Below are 19,642 nucleotides of genomic sequence, written 5' to 3'. Positions count from 1 at the left end.
ATGCGAATGATCGTCACCGGAACCAATGGGCAGGTCGCCCTCGCCCTGATCGAGCGCGGCGCCGCGCAGAACGTCAGCGTCACCGCCATCGGGCGCAGCTGGCGTCCCGGCCTCGATCTGGCCGATCCGGCGGCAGTCGCCAGCGTTCTCGGTTCGGTCGAGGGCGACGTCATCATCAACGCCGCCGCCTATACAGCTGTGGACAAGGCCGAATCCGAAGAAGAGCTCGCGACGCGGATCAATGGCGAGGGCGCCGGCGCCGTCGCTCGCGTCGCCGCCAAACGCGGCCTGCCGCTGCTGCATCTCTCGACCGACTATGTTTTCGACGGTTCACTCGATCGGCCCTGGCGCGAGGACGACCCGACCGGCCCGATCGGAGCCTATGGCCGCTCCAAGCTGGCCGGCGAGCAGGCGGTCCTGCGTGAAAACCCCGGCGCGACCATTTTGCGCACCGCCTGGGTCTATGCGCCGTTCGGGGCCAATTTCGTCAAGACCATGCTGCGACTCGGCGAAACCCGCGACGAACTCTCCGTCGTCGCCGACCAGCACGGCTCCCCGACCTCGGCGCTCGACATCGCCGACGCCCTGATCGCCATCGCGCGCAAGCGCCTCGCCCATCCTGACGATTCCGCCATGTCCGGCGTTTTCCACATGACGGGCTCCGGCGAAGCCGTCTGGGCGGATTTCGCCGAGGAAATCTTCGCCGAGGCCGAAAAACATGGCCGCAAGCCAGTTCGCGTGCGCCGCATAACGACAGCGGATTATCCCACGCCCGCGCGTCGCCCGGCCAATTCCCGCCTCGACAACAGCAAGCTCGCCCGCGTCTTCGGCGTCGCTCTGCCGGACTGGCGCGTCTCCACCCGCGCCTGTGTCGCGCGATTATTGCAAAATCCTGCATGAAACGGATCAATTGATGAAGGGCATTATCCTCGCCGGCGGCAGCGGCACGCGTCTGCATCCGATGACGCAGGTCATCTCGAAGCAATTGCTGCCGATCTACGACAAGCCGATGGTCTATTATCCGCTGACCACGCTGATGCTCGCCGGCATTCAGGAGATCCTCCTCATCTCCACGCCGCAGGATTTGCCGCTGTTCCAGCGCCTCCTCGGCGACGGAACGCAATGGGGCATCCAGCTCTCCTATGCCGAGCAGCCGCGCCCCGAGGGGCTGGCGCAGGCCTATCATATCGGCGCGGATTTCGTCGCCGGCCAGAAGTCGGCGCTCATTCTCGGCGATAATCTGTTCTATGGGCACGGGCTGCCGGGAATCCTGCGCAACGCCGCCGCCGTGTCGCGCGGCGCCAGCGTGTTCGCCTATCACGTCCACGATCCCGACCGCTATGGCGTGGTGGAGTTCGACGTCAGCGGCCGCGCCACCTCCATTGAGGAAAAGCCGAAACATCCCCGCTCCAACTGGGCGGTGACCGGTCTCTATTTCTATGACGAGCGGGCGACCGAGCTGGCCGCCAATCTCAAGCCCTCCCCGCGCGGCGAGCTGGAGATCACCGATCTCAATATCGAATATATGAAGCGCGGGGAATTGCGGGTCGAGAAGATGGGCCGCGGCTTCGCCTGGCTCGACACCGGCACCCCGGATTCGCTGTTGGAAGCCGCCGAATTCATGCGGACGCTGGAAAAGCGCACGGGCTACCGCGTCGCGTGCCCGGAGGAAATCGCCTATATTTCCGGCTGGATTTCAGAGCGACAGCTGCGGACGCTCGCCGAACCGCTCAAGAAAAGCGGCTATGGCGCCTATCTCTTGCAGCTTCTCAAAGGCCGTTGAGGCGCCGAAAACGCGCTCACGCAAATTGTTTTCATGGCCCCGGCGCCTTCAGGCGGCGGGGCCTTTTCCTTCTGCGGCGGCGCCGATGCCGGAATCCTTGATCAGCTCGTTGCCGCGGGCCGGATCGGCCTCGACGCCCATGCCCTTGAACAGCATGACGCCGAGATTATACATCGCGAGCTGGTGGCGGCTTTCGGCGGCGCGCTCATACCAGCGCGCCGCTTCCTCAAGATCTTTGGCCGCGCCCCGGCCCGTGCACAACATGACCCCAAGCTGGAACTGGGCGGGCGCATAGCCGGCTTCGGCGGCGCGGCGGAACCATTTCACCGCTTCCGCCAACTGGGCGTCGGACGCGGTTTCACCGGACATGAGGACGCCGACCTGATGCTGGGCCATGGAATTTCCGCCTTCCGCCGCCATCAGATAATATTTCACCGCATCCGCCGGTCGCGTCACGCCGGGCTCCAACCGCCCCGAATAATAATGTCCAAGCTGCAGCGCCGCATCCGCATTGCCGGCGCGCGCGGCGTCGAGCAACAGCTTCTCCGCCCTGGCCGGATCGCGCTTGCCGTGGTTGCCGGACAGATAGATCAGCGCCAGCTGGGTTTTCGCATTGCGATCGCCGGCGTCGGACGCCTCGCGCAACAGATCCACAGCCTGCCCGACGTCCGGCTCGCCCATGGCGCCGCTCAGATGCAGGCCCGCAAGTCTGACCTTGGCCTCCTGAACGCCATTCTCCGCCGCGAACCGATACCAGCGCTGCGCCTCGCCCAGATCCGCCCCGACGCCGGCGCCGCCGCTCAGGAAACTTGCGATATTATGCGCGGCGATCGGATGGCCCTGTTCGGCGGCCAGCAGGAACCAGCGCGCCGCCTCGGCGAGGCTGGCGGGCATGCCGATTCCTTCCGCGGCGAAACGGCCGATGGTGAATTGAGCCTGGACGTCGCCAAGCTCCGCGGCGCGGCGGAACCATGTCGCCGCCTCGCGCAAATCGGGAACGACCGCCCCGCCCTGGCTGTAAAATGCCGCAAGGGCGAGAATGGCGGGCAGGCTGTCCGCCTTTGCCGCGCGGCGCAGATGCGTCTCGGCGCGATCGAGATCGACCGGAAGGCCCTCGCCATTGAGGCACATGCGCCCGAACATCAGCGAGGCGTAGGGATCGCCTGCATCCGCCGCGCGGCCCATGTAATAGGCGGCATATTCGGGATCGACGTTGCGGCCCTGGCCGGAGGTGTAAATGGTCGCCACGGCGATCTGGGCGGCGACATGGCCCGCCAGAGCCGCGTGCTCATAAAAATCGGCGCCAAGCGAAAGGTCCGTCGGGACGCCGAGCCCGCGGTAATAGATGTCGCCCAGATTGAACTGCGCAGTGGCCGAACCCTCGGCGGCTGCGCGCTCGAACCAGTCGCGCGCACGGTCGAGGTCCTTTTCGACGCCGTGGCCTTCCAGGAAAACGACGCCCAGAACCTCGAAAGCCTCCGTGGCCCCGCCCGACGCCGCCCGCTCCAGCCAGGCGACTGCTGCGGCGGGATCGGCTTCAAGGTGCGAGGCGCGCGCCAGGAGATCGCGCGACACCGCCGCCGCGGCGGCCGGATCGCGAAAGGTGCGCTTCCATTTTTCGGCCATGTCATTGGAGGCGCCGTTCAACAGGATGCGGCCCAGCCGGAATTGCGACTCGACATGCCCCGCCTCGGCGGCGCGAAGGTACCAGGACGCCGCTTCGACCGCGTTCCAGTGCACGCCCAGCGCATTCTCGTAAATATAGCCGATCCGGAAAGCGCTTTCGCGGTCCCCCGCGCGCGCGCCCATCAGCCAGATGCGGAGCGCCTTGTGGAAGGATTTGTTGTCGAAAGCCCGCGTCGCGCGCGACTTGAGCCAGGGAAGCGAGAGCGCGACGACGGCTGTACGCGCGCGTTCGGGAATGAGGCGCGACGGCTGGATCATGGCTCGCGCATCGATTCGCTCCAGCCCCGGATCAGACCCTCCATCAGATAGGCGCCCGCAGAGCGGCGGCCGACCTTGATGTCTGCGGTGAGAGTCATGCCCGGAACGAGGCGGAAGTTTTCCGGAACGCCGACGAAATTCAGGGAATCGATGCTGATTCCGACCTTGTAGAAGGGTTCCTGCGGCTGGCTCGTCTGCTCATTGACCCAGAAGGCGTTCTCGCTGATCCACTTGACCGTGCCCGTCGCCGTGCCGTGCTCGACGAACCCGAAGGCGTCGACCTTGAGCACCGTCGGATCGCCCACGCGCACGAAGCCGATATCGCGCGTCGAAATTTTCACCTCCGCGACGATCTTGCCATTGATCGGCATGGCGGTGATGAGCTTCTCGCTCGGCTGCAGAACTGAGCCGACCGATAATTTGGCGAGCGACAGAATGATCGAATCGTCGAGCGCGGCAATCTGGACCAGGTCCTGACGTTTCTGCGCCTTGTCGAGCTGGGCCAGCGCCGTGTCGCGCGTATTCTGCGACGTCACCAGATCCTGACTGATCGTCGCCCGCCATTGCTGCGCGAAGGCGTCCCGATTGGCCTTGAGCGCCGCGACCTGGGCGATCGCTTCGTTCAGGCCGTTCTGGAGGTTCTCCACGGTGCGCTGCATTTCGATGTTCTGGTCTTTCGAGGACAGCTGGTTGAGCAGCGAGCCAGCGCCCTTGGCCAGCAATTGCGACCGCATGTCCTCGACTTTCCCAGCGATCTTGGAGCGCTCGCCATAGCGGGCGATATCGTTCCGCGTCTTGACGATCGCCGCCTCGGTCTGCTTGATCTGCTCGTCGAAGCTCTTGATTTGCGCCTTGTACTGGGCGTCGCGATCCAGATAGAGCTTGCGCTGCAACTCGTTGTAATGGCGCTGATCCACATCGCCCGTATCCGCGAACGCCGGCGCGCGGCCGGAGAGTTCCGCGTCCTCGCGCTGGATCTGGGCGTTGAGGCTGGCGACCTGCTGCCGAAGCTGCGTGGCGTCGGCGGCGGCGAAAGTCGAATCGAGCGTCGCCAGGACCTGCCCCTTGGAGACGCGCATGCCCTCACGGACGTCGATGCTCTTGATGATGGATTGATCGAGCGCCTGATACACCTGCGCCGGACTCGTCAGCTGGATTTCGCCACCCATGCTGGCGATGACGCGATCGACCTTGCAGACCCAGAGCAGCAGGCAGGCGATGAGCACGAGCGCCGTCAGGGCCTGCACCGTGATCTGGGTCGAACGCGGTTCCGGCGCCTCCCGGATCGCGGCAATGTCCGACTGGAAGCTGCGGATGACGGACTGGCTGGAGGATTTAGCTGACACCGCGCGTTCCCTTCACGGAAGTCATCGAATGCGCGGCCTCGATATGGCCGTTCTGCTGACGCCACAGCCCGGCATAGATTTCGCATCGATTGAGCAGTTCGCGGTGGGTTCCCATGTCGAGGAACTTGCCACGCTCCAGCACCAGGATCGCGTCCGAATTGACCAGCGAGGAAAGCCGATGGGAAATGGCGATCACCGTGCGGCCCTTCGCAATCTTCTTGATATTGGCGGTCACGATCGCCTCGCTGTCCGGATCGAGCGCGCTGGTCGCCTCGTCGAGAATCAGGATGCGCGGATCGAGAATCAGCGCACGGGCGATGGCCAGCCGCTGTTTCTGGCCGCCCGAGAGGTTCGGCGAGCCTTCATAAATATAGGTGTCATAGCCGCGCGGCAGGCGATCGATGAATTCCTCGGCGCCCGCCAGACGCGCCGCGCGGACGACCTCATCAAAGGTCGCGTTGGCCTTGGCGGCCGAGATATTCTCGCGAATCGTCCCGCTGAACAGGAAGTTTTCCTGCAGCACCACGCCGAGGCTGCGGCGCAGATGGGCGATATTATATTCGCGAACATCGACGCCATCGACCTTGATGAGTCCTTCGTAATCGGAATGCAGCCGCTGCAGCAGGCGCGTCACTGTCGTCTTGCCGGAGCCGCTTCGCCCGACGACGCCAATCGTCGCGCCAACGGGAACCTCGAAGGAAACGCCGTCCAGCGCCGGCGTGATGGCGCCCTGATAGGTGAACCGCACATTGCTGAATTCGACCTTGCCCTCCAGCTGCTTGCGGACGCCGCGTTCGCCGTGTCCCTCTTCCTTGGGCTGATTCACAAGCTGGCGGACGACTTCGACGGCGATGCGGACATCGTCATATTGATTGATGAGCTTCGCCAATTCCATCAGCGGGCCGGACACGCGCTGCGACAGCATCAGAAAGGCGAACAGCGCGCCAGCGAAATAGGCGTCGGTGCTGGTCAGCGCCACATAGACGCCGACGGCGAAGGACCCCGTCACGGCGAGGCGCTCCAGCGGACGCACGCCGGTCTGAACCACGGACACCAGCCATCCGGCGCGGTCCTGAACCTTGGCCACGCGCCCGACATGCACATCCCACATTTGCCGCTGGCGGCTTTCGAGCGAGAGCGATTTCACCGTGCGGATGCCGGCGAGGCTTTGATACATGAAGGCGCCGCGGGCCGTCTGCTCGCGGACGACGTCATTGCTCGCGCGCCGGATCGAGGGCAGCATGGCGAGCAGCCAGAGAACGATCAGGCCGCAGAATCCCAGCACGATAAAGGTCATCAGCGGGCTGAAGGCGAACATGACGGGCAGGAAGAACAGCAGGACGAGCGAGTCCAGCACGGTTCCAAACAATTGGCCCGCCATGAAATCGCGGATCTTCCAGAGCTCCTGCACGTCGTGCATGGTCTGGCCAATCTGGGTGCGCTCGAAATAGTCGATCGGCAGTTTCAGCAGATTGTCGAAGATATATTCCGACAAGCGCACGTCTACGCGCGATGTCAGGTAAAGCATGAGATAGCTTCGCAGATAGGCGAATATCGTCTCGAAGACGACGATGACGCCCATGCCGATACAGAGAACCGCAAAAGTGCTGAAGCCCTTGTAGAACAATACCTTGTCCGTCAGCAGCCGCCAGAACACGATCGGCGCGAGGGCGAAGAGGCTCAGGATCAGCGCGCAAATCACGATATCCCGGACCAACCGCCTCTCGCGGAAGATCAAGGTTCCGATCAGGCCGAGGCCGAATGGCTGCTCTTCGTCCGCAAGTTCGTAACTCCGGCGCGCGAGCACGATATCGCCCGACCAGGCTTCCTGGAATTGCAGCCAGTCGATCACGAGCAGCGCGTCGGCGGCGGCGTTCGGGTCGCGCAAGGTCACGCTCAGAGGCGTCCGCTCGTCTTCGGAATTGACAGAAAGCAGCACGAGGCTGTTGCCGCCCTTGAGGCGAACGATAGCGGGCAGCGCAGAACCCAGGTGGGTCAAGCCCTCCCAGTCAAGCTTGAGCGCCTTGGCTTTCAGGCCGGCATGGCGCGCGCAGTGAACCAGTTTCGCATAATCGACGTCCGTACTGGGCAGAGCGCTGTCCTGGACGAGTTGCGGAACCGTCAACTGCAGGCCATGCATGGCGCCGACGATCGTCAGGCACTCCAAAGCGGAGGCGTCGGCGGGCTTCGACGCGGCGATGGCGGGCGCTTTCAACTGAGTCATGGGGTTCTCTAAAAAATACGCGCAATGCTTACCAGCGTAACGCATTCTACCACAAGTCCGGCCGCTACAAGCGTGAAACGGCGATATTCCCTTTTGCTTTTCCCGCGGGCGCGACGAGAGCTTTTCGACCGCCAGTCGAGGCGGCCGAATTTTCCAGAGCGCGGCCGGTCCGCGCCCCCGCTTTGGCTCTGACGGCGCGAAGCGTCTGGACAGGGGGGGGCGTTTCTGTTATCGCAACCCCAACGGTCCGGCGCTCCGTCAGCGCATGGAAGACTTTTCCCAAGCGGCTATTCTGTCCTGGCGCCCAAGGCGCGGCGACGGGCGGCCTTTCGAAAACAGGAAGCAAGCGTGCAAGTTCTCGTTCGCGACAACAATGTCGATCAGGCCCTCAAGGCGCTCAAGAAGAAGATGCAGCGCGAGGGTATTTTCCGCGAAATGAAGCTGCGCGGTCATTACGAAAAGCCCTCCGAAAAGCGCGCCCGCGAGCAGGCCGAGGCCGTGCGCCGCGCCCGCAAGCTGGCCCGCAAGAAGATGCAGCGCGAAGGCTTGCTTCCGATGAAGGCCAAGCCCGCGGCTCGCTGATAGAAAGCCCGCGGCTCGCTGATAAAAAGCCCGCCGCGCGCTGACAAGAAGCCGGCCGCGCGCCGATTCGCCGGGTCTCCGGCCATCCGCGCAGTTCGGACCCCGTGATTTGACGCTCTTCGCCTCCCCGCGAAGGGCGATGAGGGTTTTTCCGAAACGCGTCGTCCCCTCGCCGGCCATGCCGGATTGGGGTAACAATTTATACACCACGCGAGGCTAGTTTGCGCCTCGCCCGTTCCCGCGCCGCGGCTTTCGCCAGCCTGGACGCCTCGTCGGGGGGACCGACTGGACCAAAGACGCAAAGCCGATTGGGATCGACATGGCGGGCCATCGCAATTATCTGATTTTCGCGGCGCTCGGGATTCTCGCCGCGCCTCTGGCCGGCTGCGAATCGGTTCCCGGCGGCGCGCGCGGCCCCGGATATGCCGAGATCTCGTCAGCCGATCCGAAGGCGCTCGAAGCCAATATAGCCTCGCTCAACGGCGTCGTCGCTGCGCATCCCGGCGATCCGGAAGCCTATAACACCCGCGGCGTGGCTTTCGCGAAGATCGGGCGCTACAACGACGCGATCGCGGATTTCTCGCAGGCGATCAAGCTCGATCCGCGCCATGCCTCGGCCTATACCAACCGGGCCCTCGCCGAACGCCAGGTCGGCGCCAATGACGCGGCGATGCAGGATTTCACCCACGCCATCGAATCCAACCCAAATCACGCTCCGGCCTATCTGGGCCGCGCCAATCTAGAGCGCGCCCAGGGCCAGCTCGATCCCGCGCTGCGCGATCTCGACCAGGCGATCCGCCTCAATCCGGAAAACGCGCAGGCCTTCCACGCGCGCGGCCTGATCTATCAGAAGCAGGGCAACAACCAGCGCGCGGTCACCGATTTCGACAACGCCATCGACCGCGACCCGTTCGCGGCGGCGCCCTATCAGGCGCGCGGCCAAAGCCTGCTGGCGCTCAACAAGCCGGACAAGGCGATCGAGGACTTCAACGCCGCGCTGAATGTGGACAACCGCAACGCGGCGGCCTGGTCCGGCCTCGGCCTCGCCTATGAAAAACAGGGCGACCGCAAGAAAGCCTACGAAAATTACCAGCGCGCCCTGTCGCTCAATCCCGATGATGCGGTCGCCCGGTCCGGCACCGGCCGCGTTCAGGGCTGAGCAGCCGCCGCAAGCCCTCGGGCGGTCGCCTCAGGCGCCTGCGTAAGACGAAAAACGCGTGCAAACGCTCTCATAGACCTTGCGCTTGAACGGCACGATCAGTTCCGGCAGCCGCTCCATCCGCTCCCAGCGCCAGGCGTCGAATTCTGGCTTGTGGCCCTCGGGCGACAGGATGTTGATTTCGGATTCCTGGCCGGTGAAGCGCAAGGCGAACCATTTCTGGGTCTGCCCGCGGAATCGTCCCTTCCAGGTCTTCTTGGTGATGTCCCCAGGCAGGTCATAGCTCAGCCAGTCGGGCGACTCGGCCAGAAAGCTCACGCTACGCACGCCGGTTTCCTCACGCAATTCGCGCAGGGCGGCGCGATAAGGCGCCTCGCCTTCGTCAATGCCGCCCTGCGGCATTTGCCACTCATGTTCGGCGTCGATGACGTCCGGCGAACGCCTGGATTTGCGGCGCCCGACGAAGACCAGGCCTTCTGAATTGAGCAGCATGATGCCGACGCAAGGCCGGTAGGCGAAAGCCTCCATGAACGAATCACCTCTTTTCGGCACGCGCCGTCGCATCGGCGCCCAGAACGGCGGAAACAGGAACCAGCGCGACGCCGCGACGCGCGAGATCCGAAGCGAAACGCGCGATGCGCTCGTTCGCCTCGGGCAGACCGGCGGCGAATCCAATGGCGACGCCCTGTTGCCGCGCGAGTGATTCCAGACGGAACAGGGCCGCGTCAATGGCTTCCGGATTTTTTGACGCGTCAATACGCAAATCGGCCTTGGCGAAGCCGACGCCATTGGCGCCGGCGACCTCGCCCGCGATGCTTTGCGGCGACGAGCCGTCATCGACAAAATCGAGCCCGCGATCGGCGAGTTCGCGCATCAGGAGCTGGGTTGCGGCGCGATCGGCGGTAAATTTTCCGCCGAGGAAATTGACCAAACCGATATAGCCGACGAAGCGGCCCATTTGCCAGCGCAGGTCGTCCAGCGCGCGGACGCCATCATTTGCCGGAAGAACGTGCGGCCCGGGCGAGTCCGCGGCGTCGAAGGGCTCCATCGGCGTCTGCAGCAAAATCTCATGTCCCGCGTCGCGCGCGGCGGCCGTCTGGCGCTCCAGTTGATCGCCATAAGGCGCGAAGGCGAGGCTGACGCCGGGGGGCAGGCGCCCGATGGCTTCGTCGGTGGCGGGCGCGTTCAAGCCCATGCCGCCCACCAAAATGGCGACTCGCGGCGCGCCCTGCTTGATCGGCGGCTGCAGCGACAGCGGACGCGCATAGACCTGGGCGGGCGTCGCGCCATCCTTGCCGCGTCGCGGCAACAGGCCGAACCGGCTCTTCTCGACCAGGCGGCGATCGGGCGCGGGGGGCAGCGGCGACGAACCGGCGACGTCCGGCACCTGAATGATGAGGGAGCCCGGCGCGCCGCTATTGCCGCGGAAAATCTTCACGCCGCTTTCGATTTCCACCTGCTGCGCGGTGGTGACGCCGTCGTTCCTGGCCTCTGGCGGCGGCGCGGACGGCGCCGGCGGGGGAACGGGTGGAGCGGGCGGCGCGGGCTGGATCGGCGCGACGGCCTCCGGCTCCCCGCCCGGCGCCCGGCTCTTGCCGACGAACAGCGCCGCTCCGGCGCCCGCCGCGATCAGCGCGACCGCGAGCAAGCCAAGCCACACCTTGCCCCCGCCTTTTTCAGGCGGCGGTTCGCGGTCCTGTCCGAGTGGGCGATCAAGATCGTCGAGCATGGCGCTTTCGCAAAGGGGCCGCGAATCGCCAAAGCCCCGCCTCATAAACTACACCAGTTCGCATGGCTGCAACCACGGGAACGCGCGGCGGGGCGCGCGCCTGTTTCGACATTTTCAGGCCAGGGCGGACGCAAGAAGGCCCGGAGCCGCATGTTCGCGGTCCGGGCCCTTTGCAATTGCCCCAGTCGAACGCCCTTACCGGCAGATCATCACTTGCTGTCGGCGGGGCCTGGCTTGAGAACCGGCTCGGATTTCGGTGCGGCGTCGGGCTTGTCCGCGTCCGGCTTGGCGTCTGTCTTGGGCGCGATCTTGACGGCGTCGGACTTCACGGTGTCAGCCTTGGAGGCTTCCTTCTTGTCCGCCGCGGCCGCCTTGGCGTCGGCTTCGGCCTTGGCCGTCTCGGCCTTCAGCGCATCGGCGGTCTTCACGCCGCGCAGCAGGTCGTAAGCCGCGTGCAGCGCCTTGTCCTTGGTTTCGTCGGCCGGGACATAGGCCTGCGAGCCATGCTGCTCATCTTCGCCATTCTTGAGATGGCCCTTGAGCGAGGCTTCGCCCTCGGTCTTGTCCCTGCCCTTCAGCTCGTCCGGCACATCCTCGAGCACGATGATGTCGGGCTCGATGCCCTTGGCCTGGATCGAACGGCCGGAGGGGGTGTAATAGCGCGCGGTGGTCAGGCGCAGCGCGCCATTGTTCTGGCCGAGCGGAATGATGGTCTGGACCGACCCCTTGCCGAAGGAGCGCGTGCCGATCAGGGTCGCGCGCTTGTGGTCCTGCAGGGCGCCGGCGACGATTTCCGAGGCCGAGGCCGAGCCGCCATTGATCAGCACGACCACCGGCTTGCCCTTGGAGAGATCCATCGGACGCGCGTTGTAGCGCTGGGTTTCGTCGGCGTTGCGGCCACGCGTCGAGACGATCTCGCCATGATCGATGAAGGCGTTGACCACCGCCACGGACTGGTCGAGCAGGCCGCCCGGATTGTTGCGCAGATCGAGCACGTAGCCCTTGAACTTGTCCGCTGGAATGTCCTTCTGGATCTTCGCGATGGCGTCCTTCAGGCCGTCAAAGGTCTGTTCCGTGAACTGGGTGATGCGGATATAGCCGATGTCGGGCTGGTCGACATGCGAACGCACCGACTTGATCTGGATGACCGCGCGGGTCAGGTTGATGTCGAGTTTTTCCTTCTTGGGGCCGCGCAGCACCGTCAGCTTGACATTGGTGTTGACGTCGCCGCGCATCTTGTCCACGGCCTGGTTCAGGGTCATGCCCTGAACGTTCTCGCCGTCGATCGCGGTGATGAGGTCGCCCGAGAGGACGCCGGCGCGGGCCGCCGGGGTGTCGTCGATCGGCGCCACGACCTTGACCAGGCCGTCTTCCTGCATGACCTCTATGCCGAGGCCGCCGAAGGCGCCGCGCGTCTGCACCTGCATGTCGGTGAAGCTCTTGGCGTCCATATAGCTGGAATGCGGATCGAGCGAGGTCAGCATGCCAGAGACGGCCGCCTCGACCATTTTCTTGTCGTCCGGCTTCTCGACATAATCATTGCGGACTTTTTCGAAGACGTCGCCGAACAGGTTGAGATTGCGATAGACGTCCGACGCGGCAGCCACCGCCGAGCCGCCGACAGGAATATTGGTGCGAGACCCGACGACAACGGCCGAAGCGCCAATGGCGACGCCCAGCAGTACCAGCGATGTTTTGCGCATTATCCGCGAACCCTTTGCATATCCGACTTCGACCACCACGGACCTGGGTCGATCGCCGCCCCGTCCTTGCGAAACTCAACATAAAGAACCGGCTGCGTGGCGCCAATTGCGACCGACGCCGCCGTTTTTGCGGTTCCGTCGCCCATGACCCCTACGGGTTCGCCCGCGAGAACGAACTGCCCGACAGCCACGTCAACTCGCGCCAATCCCGCCAGCACCACATAGTAGCCGCCGCCGGCGTTCACGATCAAGAGTTGTCCATAGGTCCGCCACGGACCGCTGAAGGCGATATAGCCATCGCTTGGCGCCGAAACAATGGCGCGCGGACGGGTCGCAAGCGAAAGTCCTCTCTCCACGCCGCCAAATTCGCTCGGGGCTCCGAAATATTTGATGACGCTGCCCGCCGCCGGCAGCGCCAGCATGCCCTTGGCGTCTGAGAAGGCGATGGCCGGGGCCAGCCGCGCCGGATCGCGCTGGGGGGCGTTGGCGAAGCGCGCCTTCGCCTCGGCGGCCTGCGCCTCGGTCAGCCTGGCGCGCTCCTCCTCGGCCTTGCGGGCCTGATCCGCCGCGTTGCGGGCGGACTCCAGCTCGCCTTCCATGCGCGCGATCAGATCCTTGAGGCTGGCCGCCTGGCTCGCCAGCGCCTGGGACCGGGCGCGCTCGGCGGTCAGGGCCTCCTGCGCGGCGCCGATCGACTTCTGCCGCGCGTCGATCAGGGCCTCCAGCCGCGCCCGCTCATTGCGGCGCGTCTCCAACTCGTGGGCGAGATCGGCCCTTTCGCCCGCGATTGAGGCGCGCAGGGCGATGAGGTCCTGCAGATCGCTGGCGAGCGCCTCGGTCTCCGAGCGCAATTGCGGCAGCACGGCGCCGAGCATGATCGAGGCGCGGATCGCGCGCAGCACGTCTTCCGGCTGGGCGAGCAAGGCCGGCGGCGGCTTTCGGCCCATGCGCTGCAGGGCGGCGAGCACCGCGATCAACACTTCGCGCCGGCTCGTCAGCGAGCGCTGGATCGCGGCTTCGCTGCCGGTGAGGGTGTCGAGGCGGCTCTGCGCCTCGGCCGCCCGGGCTTCGGACAGGTCGATCTTCTTGCGGGCGTCCATCAGAGCCGCCGCGAGCGCGGCGCGGTCGTTCTGAAAGGAGGCGATCTCGGTTTCGATTTTTTTGCGCTGCTCCTCGGATTGCGCGAGGACGTCCTGCACGCCCTGATAGGCTTGGCGCCGCGCTTCGAGATCGGCGGCCTTGGGATCGGGCGGCGTCGGAGTCTCCGCGCGCGCGGGCGCGGCCAGGCTCAGCCAGACGCAGGCAAAAGCAAGGGCGGATGAGATCCGTCCCGCCGCCCGCGCGCGCCGCCTGCCATTTGCTCCCGCCATCGCCCCGCTTTCGGCCGAATCATTCCGGCGAGTTTAACCCGGAATTCCCCCGCAGGGGGAGATCGGCGCGCGACTTCCAGCCGCCTGAGGCTTCAGCCCATCACAATTTCCGCAAGAGGCGCGGAAAGACGATATCTCAGGCCCTCCGGCGTGAAGTCCAGCACGCTTTCGCCCTGGATCGCCAGCGGCGCCATGCGGGTGAGCACGGTTCCGCCAAAGCCGGAGCGCGCCGGCGCCCGCACGGCGGGTCCGCCGCGCTCGCGCCAGGTCAGCGTATAGAACTTGCCGTCGCGATCGAGGCTGAAGCGAAGTTCGACGCTGCCGCCGGGCGCCGAAAGCGCGCCATGCTTGACGGCGTTGGTCGAAAGCTCATGCAGCGCGAGGCCGTAGGATTCCGCCGCGCGCGGATTGATTTCCACGAAATCGCCGGACACTGCGATCCGCTCGCGCGCCTCGTCGTCGAGTTGGCCAAACTGGTTGCGGGTCAGGTCGGCGATCTGGACCCCGCGCCAGTCGCGCGAAACAAGAAGATCATGGCTGCAGCCGATCGCCGAGAGGCGCGCCATGAAGCTCTCGATGAATTCGTCGGGCGAAGGCGACAGCCGCGCCGTCTGGCGGGCCACGGCCTGCACCACGGCGAGCAGGTTCTTGGAACGGTGATTGACCTCGCGCAACAGGAATTCGATATGTTCCGCGGCGCGGGTCAGCGGCGCGATGTCGCGATAGATCATTGAAATGGCCGCCACATCGCCGCTCTCATCGCGGATCGGCGCGGTGGAAAGGGAGAAATCCATTCCGACGCCGTCCTTGCGCCGCCGCCGCACGATTCGCGCCCTGGACGGTCCCGAAAAGGACTCATGCAGCTTCTCTTCATATTGCGCGCGGTCTTCCTCCGGCACGATCAGATTGGCCAGGTTCGCCCCGGCGATCTCCGCTGGCTCATATTGGAATATCTCGCTGAAGGCGCGATTGGCGTTGAGCACCGCGCCGCGCGTGTCGACGCTGACGATGGCGTCGCCGGAATTGGCGACAATCGCCGCCAATTGTTCAGCCGCGTGCTTGCCGCGTTCAAGTTCGGCCTCCTGAAGGGCGCGACGCTCGCCGCGGGCCGCCGCGAGATGGATCGCCGCGGGCGCGTCGACGCCGCCGCGCCGCAAGGCGAAATGGACATAGGCCGGGAGCGCCTGCCCCGAAGCGCCGCGCCAGAGCAGGAAAACATCCGCGATTTCCTCGCATTGGGCCAGGGCGGCGGAGAGATCAGAAAAAAAGGACTTTCCATCCCCGTCGATCAGATCGGCGAACCGCTTGCCGCCGAGCAATTCGGCTTCGGAATAGCCGGTCCAATCGCGAAAGGCGCGATTGACGCGCGTGAAGGACCCGTCGGGCGCGAGCACGGCCAGCCCGCAGGGGGCAAGTTCAAAACTGTCATCCATCATCATGCAGCGGGTTCGCTCCGGACCAGTTCTTTCGGAGGCCCCTTCGCACAGGGCCGCTGGCTTTCGTAACGCCTTTCGCGTGAACGGCTTACACGCGATGATAGGGATGGCCGGAGAGAATGGTCAATGCGCGAAACAGCTGTTCGGCCGCCAATGCGCGCACGATTTGGTGAGGCCAGGTCATCGCGCCGAAGGCAAGGGTCAGATCGGCCTTGTCCCGAAAGGCGGGATCGAGCCCATCCGGCCCGCCGATGACGAGGGCGCAAGCCGGCGCGCCCGCGTCGCGCCACTCGCCCAATTTGCGGGAAAACTCCTCGCTGGTCATGGTCCTGCCGCGCTCGTCGAGGCAGATTTTTCGCGCGCCCTGCGGCAGCGAGGCGGCGAGCGCGGCCGCCTCCTCCGCCTTGCGGTCCTCCGGCCGGCGCGCGCGCGACTCGTCGATCTCGCGCATTTCAAAGCCGGTGAAGCCGATCTTGCGGCCGCCCGCAACGCAGCGGTCGGCATAGCGCGCCACGAGTTCGCGCTCGGGGCCCGCCTTCAGGCGCCCGATTGCGAGCAGCAGCAATTTCATTGCGAAAAGACGCTCACGCCTCGGCCCGCTTCTCGCCCGGCCGGTCGACGCCCCACATCTTTTCCAGATTGTAGAACTGGCGCACCTCGGGGCGGAACAGATGGACGATGAGGTCGCCGGCGTCGATCAGCACCCAGTCGCAGGCGGGAAGGCCCTCGACCGCAGGCGTCGGCGCGCCGGCGTCCTTGAGCGCCCTGACGACCCGGTCGGCCAGAGCGCTGACCTGCGTGGTCGAGCGCCCGGTGGCGACGATCATCCAGTCGGCGATCGAGGTCTTTCCGGCAAGGTCGATCGAGACGATCTCCTCGGCCTTGAGATCGTCCAGCGCCGTGAGAACGGCGCGCATCTGCGGATCCAGAGCCGCCGGGTCCAATCCGGTTGTCGGCTGCGGCTCAGCTCCTGAAATTTCTTTGCGGGTCAGTTGAAAAATCCTCGCTTCTTGCGCTTCGCTGCGCTGAGCTTGCTACATACGCTTAAAATGGAGCCGCGCGCGCGAAGAATCAACCTTTGGCGCGATTCAGGCTGCGTGAACCCGGTTTTCCGCGCAGGATGAGACAGGCTGTTGCGCGGGAGCCGGTAATGATCGCCAGGCGTCGGTTTGAAATGCTCGTTTTTGCGGCCTGGCTGTTCGCCCTTGCCCCGCCCGGACGGGCGCAAGTCGCCCCGGCGCCGAATCCGGGCGGCCCGGCTCACTACGGCGACATCGGCGACCCGTCGAAATGGCCGCTTTCGGCAATCGGAACGGTCATGACCACCTGGGGGATCGCCCGTCTCCAGCAATGCACCGGAACTCTCGTCGGACCGCGACTGGTCCTGACCGCCGCGCATTGCGTCCATGTCGACGACAAGCAGGCGCCGCCGGCCAATGTGCATTTCCTGGCCGGGCTCAACAGAGGCGTCCCCGGCTCCCATTCCCCGGCCGCGCGGATCGAGGTTTCGCCGGATTATGTCCGGGCGGAAAAATCCGCGGTCAACGACTGGGCGTTGATCATTTTGCAGGAGCCGCTCGATATCAAGCCCGTCGCCGTTCAGGCGTTGAGCGCCGAGGCGTTTCAAGAGGTCGCCAAGGCCAATACGGCGTTGCAGGCGGGCTATGGCAAGGACCGCCCCTATCTCCCTTCCGTCCATCGCAACTGCGCCATCGCCGCCGGACCGAAAGATGGGACGTTCACGTTCCAGTGCCTGCTGAATCTCGGCTATTCCGGCTCGCCCATCCTCGCCGAAATCTCGGGCGCGCCGGTCGTCATCGGCATCATGTCCTTGTTGGCGACGCGGATCGACACGAGCGAGCGCTTCGGAATCGCTTGCGCATCGAAGCAATTCGCGGCGCGCGTGGCCGAACTGTCAAACGCAAAATGAGTTTCCTCGCGCGCCTCGAGCCGGGCTAAAGCGAACTGGCGGCCTTGCGTGCTTTCGCCAGCAATTCATCCACGGACAGCGCCGCCCCCGTGGGCTCCTCGACGACCGCCCCGAACTGCTGCGCGAGCGCCACGGCCACAGCCAGAGCGGCCAGTTCCTCGCGCGGATCGCCGCCCCAGCGGAAGGCCATCGCGACCGAATCCTCGCCAAGCGCGAATCTCGCACGCGTTTCGGCCTCGACCTCCTGAAAGCGCAGGTCGAAGCCGGCGTCCTCGCCGTCCAGCGCACAGGGGACATAGCCCTTGCTTTTCAAAGGCGCATAATCGTCGTCGACGACGACCCTGAAGCCGAGCGGATCGAGCGCGCCTTGCAGCGCCTTGCGCGACGGGACGTCGGCTTTCGTGAGATAGGCAGTCAAAACGCGCGCCATTGTCGCTCCCATTGCGATTGCGGTTGCGTTGGCCGCCCAAGCATCTCTCGGGCCAAATCGGGGCGACAAACATGTCGCCATGACGACGCGGGATCAGCTAGCCGCGCTTCTTCGCCCGCAATTGCGTTGACGACAACGGCGAGCGCGGGCCATGCAGCACGATCAGCGCCGGAGGGCGGCGCAGCGGGAGCGTTTTCGCCTGCGATTCAGGCAGGCGGTAACGCGCGAACCAGCCGCCCACCAGACCATGCACGGCGCGATGGGTCGAGCCGGGCCGGTCAATGACCAGAATGGGCATGGCTCGCGCGATTTCCCGCCAACGCCGCCAGCGAAAAAAGGCGCCGAGATTATCCGCCCCCATGATCCAGACGAAATGCACGCCCGGACAGGCGCGACGCAGGTAATCGACGGTCTGATAGGAAAAAGCCGCGCCGATTCCGGCTTCAAAATCCGTGACGACGATGCGCGGATCACGCATGATTTTTCGCGCTTGCGCCATTCGCTCGCCAAGCGGCGGCAGGCCCTCGCGCGATTTCAGCGGATTGCCGGGCGACACCATCAGCCAGATGCGATCCAGCCCCAGCCGGCGCAGCGCGATGGCGCAGACCAGAGCATGGCCCGCATGTGGCGGATTGAACGACCCGCCGAACAGTCCAATGCGCATGCCGCGCGCAAAAGGCGGCGCGCTCACGGAATTTTGGCTGGAGTCATGCCCGCGTCTGCCCCTCGCCATGCACGACATATTTGAACGAGGTCAGCTGGGCCACGCCGACCGGCCCGCGCGCATGCATCCGCCCGGTGGCGATGCCGATCTCGGCGCCGAAGCCGAATTCGCCGCCATCGGCGAATTGCGTCGAGGCGTTGTGGATCACGATGGCCGAATCCACCTCGCGCAGGAATTTCTCGGCCTTTTCCTTGTTCTCGGTCACGATGCAATCGGTGTGATGCGAGCCATAGGTCTCGATATGGTCGATGGCGCCCTGCACGCCGTCCACCAGCTTCGCCGCGATGATGGCTTCGAGATATTCGGTCGACCAATCCTCTTCCGCCGCAGGTTTTACGCGCGCGTCGACCTTGCGGGTCGCTTCGTCGCCGCGCACCTCGCAATTGGCGTCGAGCAGCAGCCGCACCAGCGGCGCCAGCAGGCGGTCCGCGCCCGCGCAGTCCACCAGCAAGGTCTCGGCCGCGCCGCAAATGCCGGTGCGGCGCATCTTGGCGTTGAGCAGGATCTTCTCCGCCTTGGCGAGATCGGCTTCGGCGTCGACATAGACATGCACGATGCCTTCGAGATGGGCGAAGACCGGCACGCGCGCCTCGGCCTGCACCCGCGCCACCAGGCTCTTGCCGCCGCGCGGCACGATCACGTCAATGGCGCCATTCAGACCGGTGAGCATAGCGCCCACTGCGGCGCGGTCGCGCGTGGGAATCAGGGCGACGCCGTCCTCCGGCAGGCCCGCTTCCTTCAGGCCCGCGACAAGGCAGGCGTGGATCAGCCGCGAGGAATGGAAGCTCTCCGACCCCGCGCGCAGAATGGCGGCGTTGCCGGCCTTCAGGCAAAGCGCGCCTGCGTCGGCGGTGACATTGGGACGGCTTTCAAAAATGACGCCGACAACGCCGAGCGGCGTGGCCACCCGCGCGATGCGCAGCCCGTTGGGGCGCTCGAATGTCTCCAGCACGCGGCCGACCGGATCGGGCAGATCGGCGATGTCGTCGAGGCTCTGCGCCATGCCGGCGATGCGCTTGTCGTCGAGCATCAGCCGGTCGAGCATGGAGGCCGCGAGATTTTTCGTCCGCGCATTGGCCATGTCGAGCGCATTGGCGTCGAGCAGATCCTTCACGCGCGCCCGCAAAATCGTGGCTGCGGCGCGCAAGGCGAGGCTTTTCTGCTCCGGCGGCGCGAGCGCCAGAATCCGCGCGGCCTTGCGCGCCTTCCGGCCTATCGCATTCATCAGGACGTCGAGATCGCCGCCCTCGCCTTCGACAATTTTCAGATTTTCCATCGCCGT

Annotated in this window: 17 protein-coding genes and 1 pseudogene; 5 read left to right on the top strand and 13 right to left on the bottom strand. The window is 65.4% G+C overall.

Annotation, left to right across the window (positions count from 1 at the left end; translation table 11 throughout):
• The gene (rfbD, locus tag QM467_RS14075) at positions 1-900 is read left to right on the top strand and encodes a dTDP-4-dehydrorhamnose reductase (protein WP_283367023.1); all 900 of its coding nucleotides are present in this window, start codon (positions 1-3) and stop codon (positions 898-900) included.
• A 13-nt stretch (positions 901-913) separates the two neighbouring features.
• Entirely contained in the window at positions 914-1,783 is an 870-nt protein-coding gene (gene rfbA / locus QM467_RS14070) for a glucose-1-phosphate thymidylyltransferase RfbA (protein WP_283366968.1), read from the top strand.
• Positions 1,784-1,831: 48 nt separating this feature from the next.
• On the opposite strand, the gene QM467_RS14065 is transcribed toward rfbA, so the two are convergent.
• Genes QM467_RS14065 through QM467_RS14055 form a run of 3 tightly spaced genes read right to left on the bottom strand, consistent with a single transcriptional unit; the run spans position 1,832 to position 7,297 of the window.
• Complete coding sequence (locus QM467_RS14065; protein WP_283366967.1) at positions 1,832-3,727, bottom strand: tetratricopeptide repeat protein; 1,896 nt, start codon at positions 3,725-3,727, stop codon at positions 1,832-1,834.
• Positions 3,724-5,073, bottom strand: a complete 1,350-nt coding sequence (locus QM467_RS14060; RefSeq protein ID WP_283366966.1) for an HlyD family type I secretion periplasmic adaptor subunit — start codon at positions 5,071-5,073, stop codon at positions 3,724-3,726. Before QM467_RS14060 ends, QM467_RS14065 begins: the two co-directional genes overlap by 4 nt.
• Positions 5,063-7,297 carry a peptidase domain-containing ABC transporter gene (locus QM467_RS14055; RefSeq protein WP_283366965.1) on the bottom strand — a complete coding sequence of 745 codons (2,235 nt, stop codon included), beginning with the start codon at positions 7,295-7,297 and terminating at the stop codon, positions 5,063-5,065. The genes QM467_RS14060 and QM467_RS14055 overlap by 11 nt, the downstream gene beginning before the upstream one ends.
• A gap of 348 nt (positions 7,298-7,645) precedes the next feature.
• On the opposite strand from QM467_RS14055, the pseudogene rpsU reads away from it, so the two are divergent.
• Together rpsU and QM467_RS14045 are read left to right on the top strand one after the other, a co-directional pair.
• Positions 7,646-7,867, top strand: a pseudogene (rpsU, locus tag QM467_RS14050) (30S ribosomal protein S21); the annotation flags it as partial.
• Between the two features lie 331 nt (positions 7,868-8,198).
• The gene (locus QM467_RS14045; protein ID WP_283366964.1) at positions 8,199-9,038 is read left to right on the top strand and encodes a tetratricopeptide repeat protein; all 840 of its coding nucleotides are present in this window, start codon (positions 8,199-8,201) and stop codon (positions 9,036-9,038) included.
• 30 nt (positions 9,039-9,068) lie between these two features.
• On the opposite strand, the gene QM467_RS14040 is transcribed toward QM467_RS14045, so the two are convergent.
• From QM467_RS14040 to rsfS, 7 genes are all read right to left on the bottom strand, one after another.
• Complete coding sequence (locus QM467_RS14040; protein ID WP_283366963.1) at positions 9,069-9,566, bottom strand: RNA pyrophosphohydrolase; 498 nt, start codon at positions 9,564-9,566, stop codon at positions 9,069-9,071.
• Between the two features lie 7 nt (positions 9,567-9,573).
• A complete protein-coding gene (locus tag QM467_RS14035; RefSeq protein WP_283366962.1) occupies positions 9,574-10,767 on the bottom strand; it encodes a divergent polysaccharide deacetylase family protein in 1,194 nt (397 codons plus the stop codon).
• A gap of 209 nt (positions 10,768-10,976) precedes the next feature.
• On the bottom strand, positions 10,977-12,470 hold the full coding sequence (locus QM467_RS14030; RefSeq protein ID WP_283366961.1) for a S41 family peptidase: 1,494 nt from the start codon (positions 12,468-12,470) through the stop codon (positions 10,977-10,979).
• On the bottom strand, positions 12,470-13,840 hold the full coding sequence (locus QM467_RS14025; RefSeq protein ID WP_283366960.1) for a murein hydrolase activator EnvC family protein: 1,371 nt from the start codon (positions 13,838-13,840) through the stop codon (positions 12,470-12,472). Before QM467_RS14025 ends, QM467_RS14030 begins: the two co-directional genes overlap by 1 nt.
• 92 nt (positions 13,841-13,932) lie before the next feature.
• Positions 13,933-15,279, bottom strand: coding sequence for a sensor histidine kinase (locus QM467_RS14020; protein WP_283366959.1), 1,347 nt, complete (start codon positions 15,277-15,279; stop codon positions 13,933-13,935).
• An 85-nt stretch (positions 15,280-15,364) separates the two neighbouring features.
• A complete protein-coding gene (gene rlmH, locus QM467_RS14015) occupies positions 15,365-15,847 on the bottom strand; it encodes a 23S rRNA (pseudouridine(1915)-N(3))-methyltransferase RlmH (protein WP_283366958.1) in 483 nt (160 codons plus the stop codon).
• A 13-nt stretch (positions 15,848-15,860) separates the two neighbouring features.
• Complete coding sequence (gene rsfS / locus QM467_RS14010; protein ID WP_283366957.1) at positions 15,861-16,193, bottom strand: ribosome silencing factor; 333 nt, start codon at positions 16,191-16,193, stop codon at positions 15,861-15,863.
• 233 nt (positions 16,194-16,426) lie between these two features.
• On the opposite strand from rsfS, the gene QM467_RS14005 reads away from it, so the two are divergent.
• A complete protein-coding gene (locus QM467_RS14005; protein WP_283366956.1) occupies positions 16,427-17,206 on the top strand; it encodes a trypsin-like serine peptidase in 780 nt (259 codons plus the stop codon).
• Between the two features lie 25 nt (positions 17,207-17,231).
• Here the strand turns inward: QM467_RS14005 and QM467_RS14000 are convergent, their stop codons facing one another.
• From QM467_RS14000 to QM467_RS13990, 3 genes are all read right to left on the bottom strand, one after another.
• Positions 17,232-17,636, bottom strand: a complete 405-nt coding sequence (locus QM467_RS14000; RefSeq protein ID WP_283366955.1) for a hypothetical protein — start codon at positions 17,634-17,636, stop codon at positions 17,232-17,234.
• Positions 17,637-17,733: 97 nt separating this feature from the next.
• Positions 17,734-18,369, bottom strand: coding sequence for a nicotinate-nucleotide adenylyltransferase (locus QM467_RS13995; RefSeq protein ID WP_446737780.1), 636 nt, complete (start codon positions 18,367-18,369; stop codon positions 17,734-17,736).
• Positions 18,344-19,636, bottom strand: a complete 1,293-nt coding sequence (locus QM467_RS13990) for a glutamate-5-semialdehyde dehydrogenase (protein ID WP_283366953.1) — start codon at positions 19,634-19,636, stop codon at positions 18,344-18,346. Before QM467_RS13990 ends, QM467_RS13995 begins: the two co-directional genes overlap by 26 nt.
• Positions 19,637-19,642 lie beyond the last annotated feature (6 nt).

It is taken from the genome of Rhodoblastus sp. 17X3, from assembly GCF_030056575.1.
Classification (GTDB): Bacteria; Pseudomonadota; Alphaproteobacteria; order Rhizobiales; family Beijerinckiaceae; genus Rhodoblastus.
Note: the sequence above shows the minus strand (reverse complement) of the source record. Positions and strands in the feature narration are given on the sequence as shown.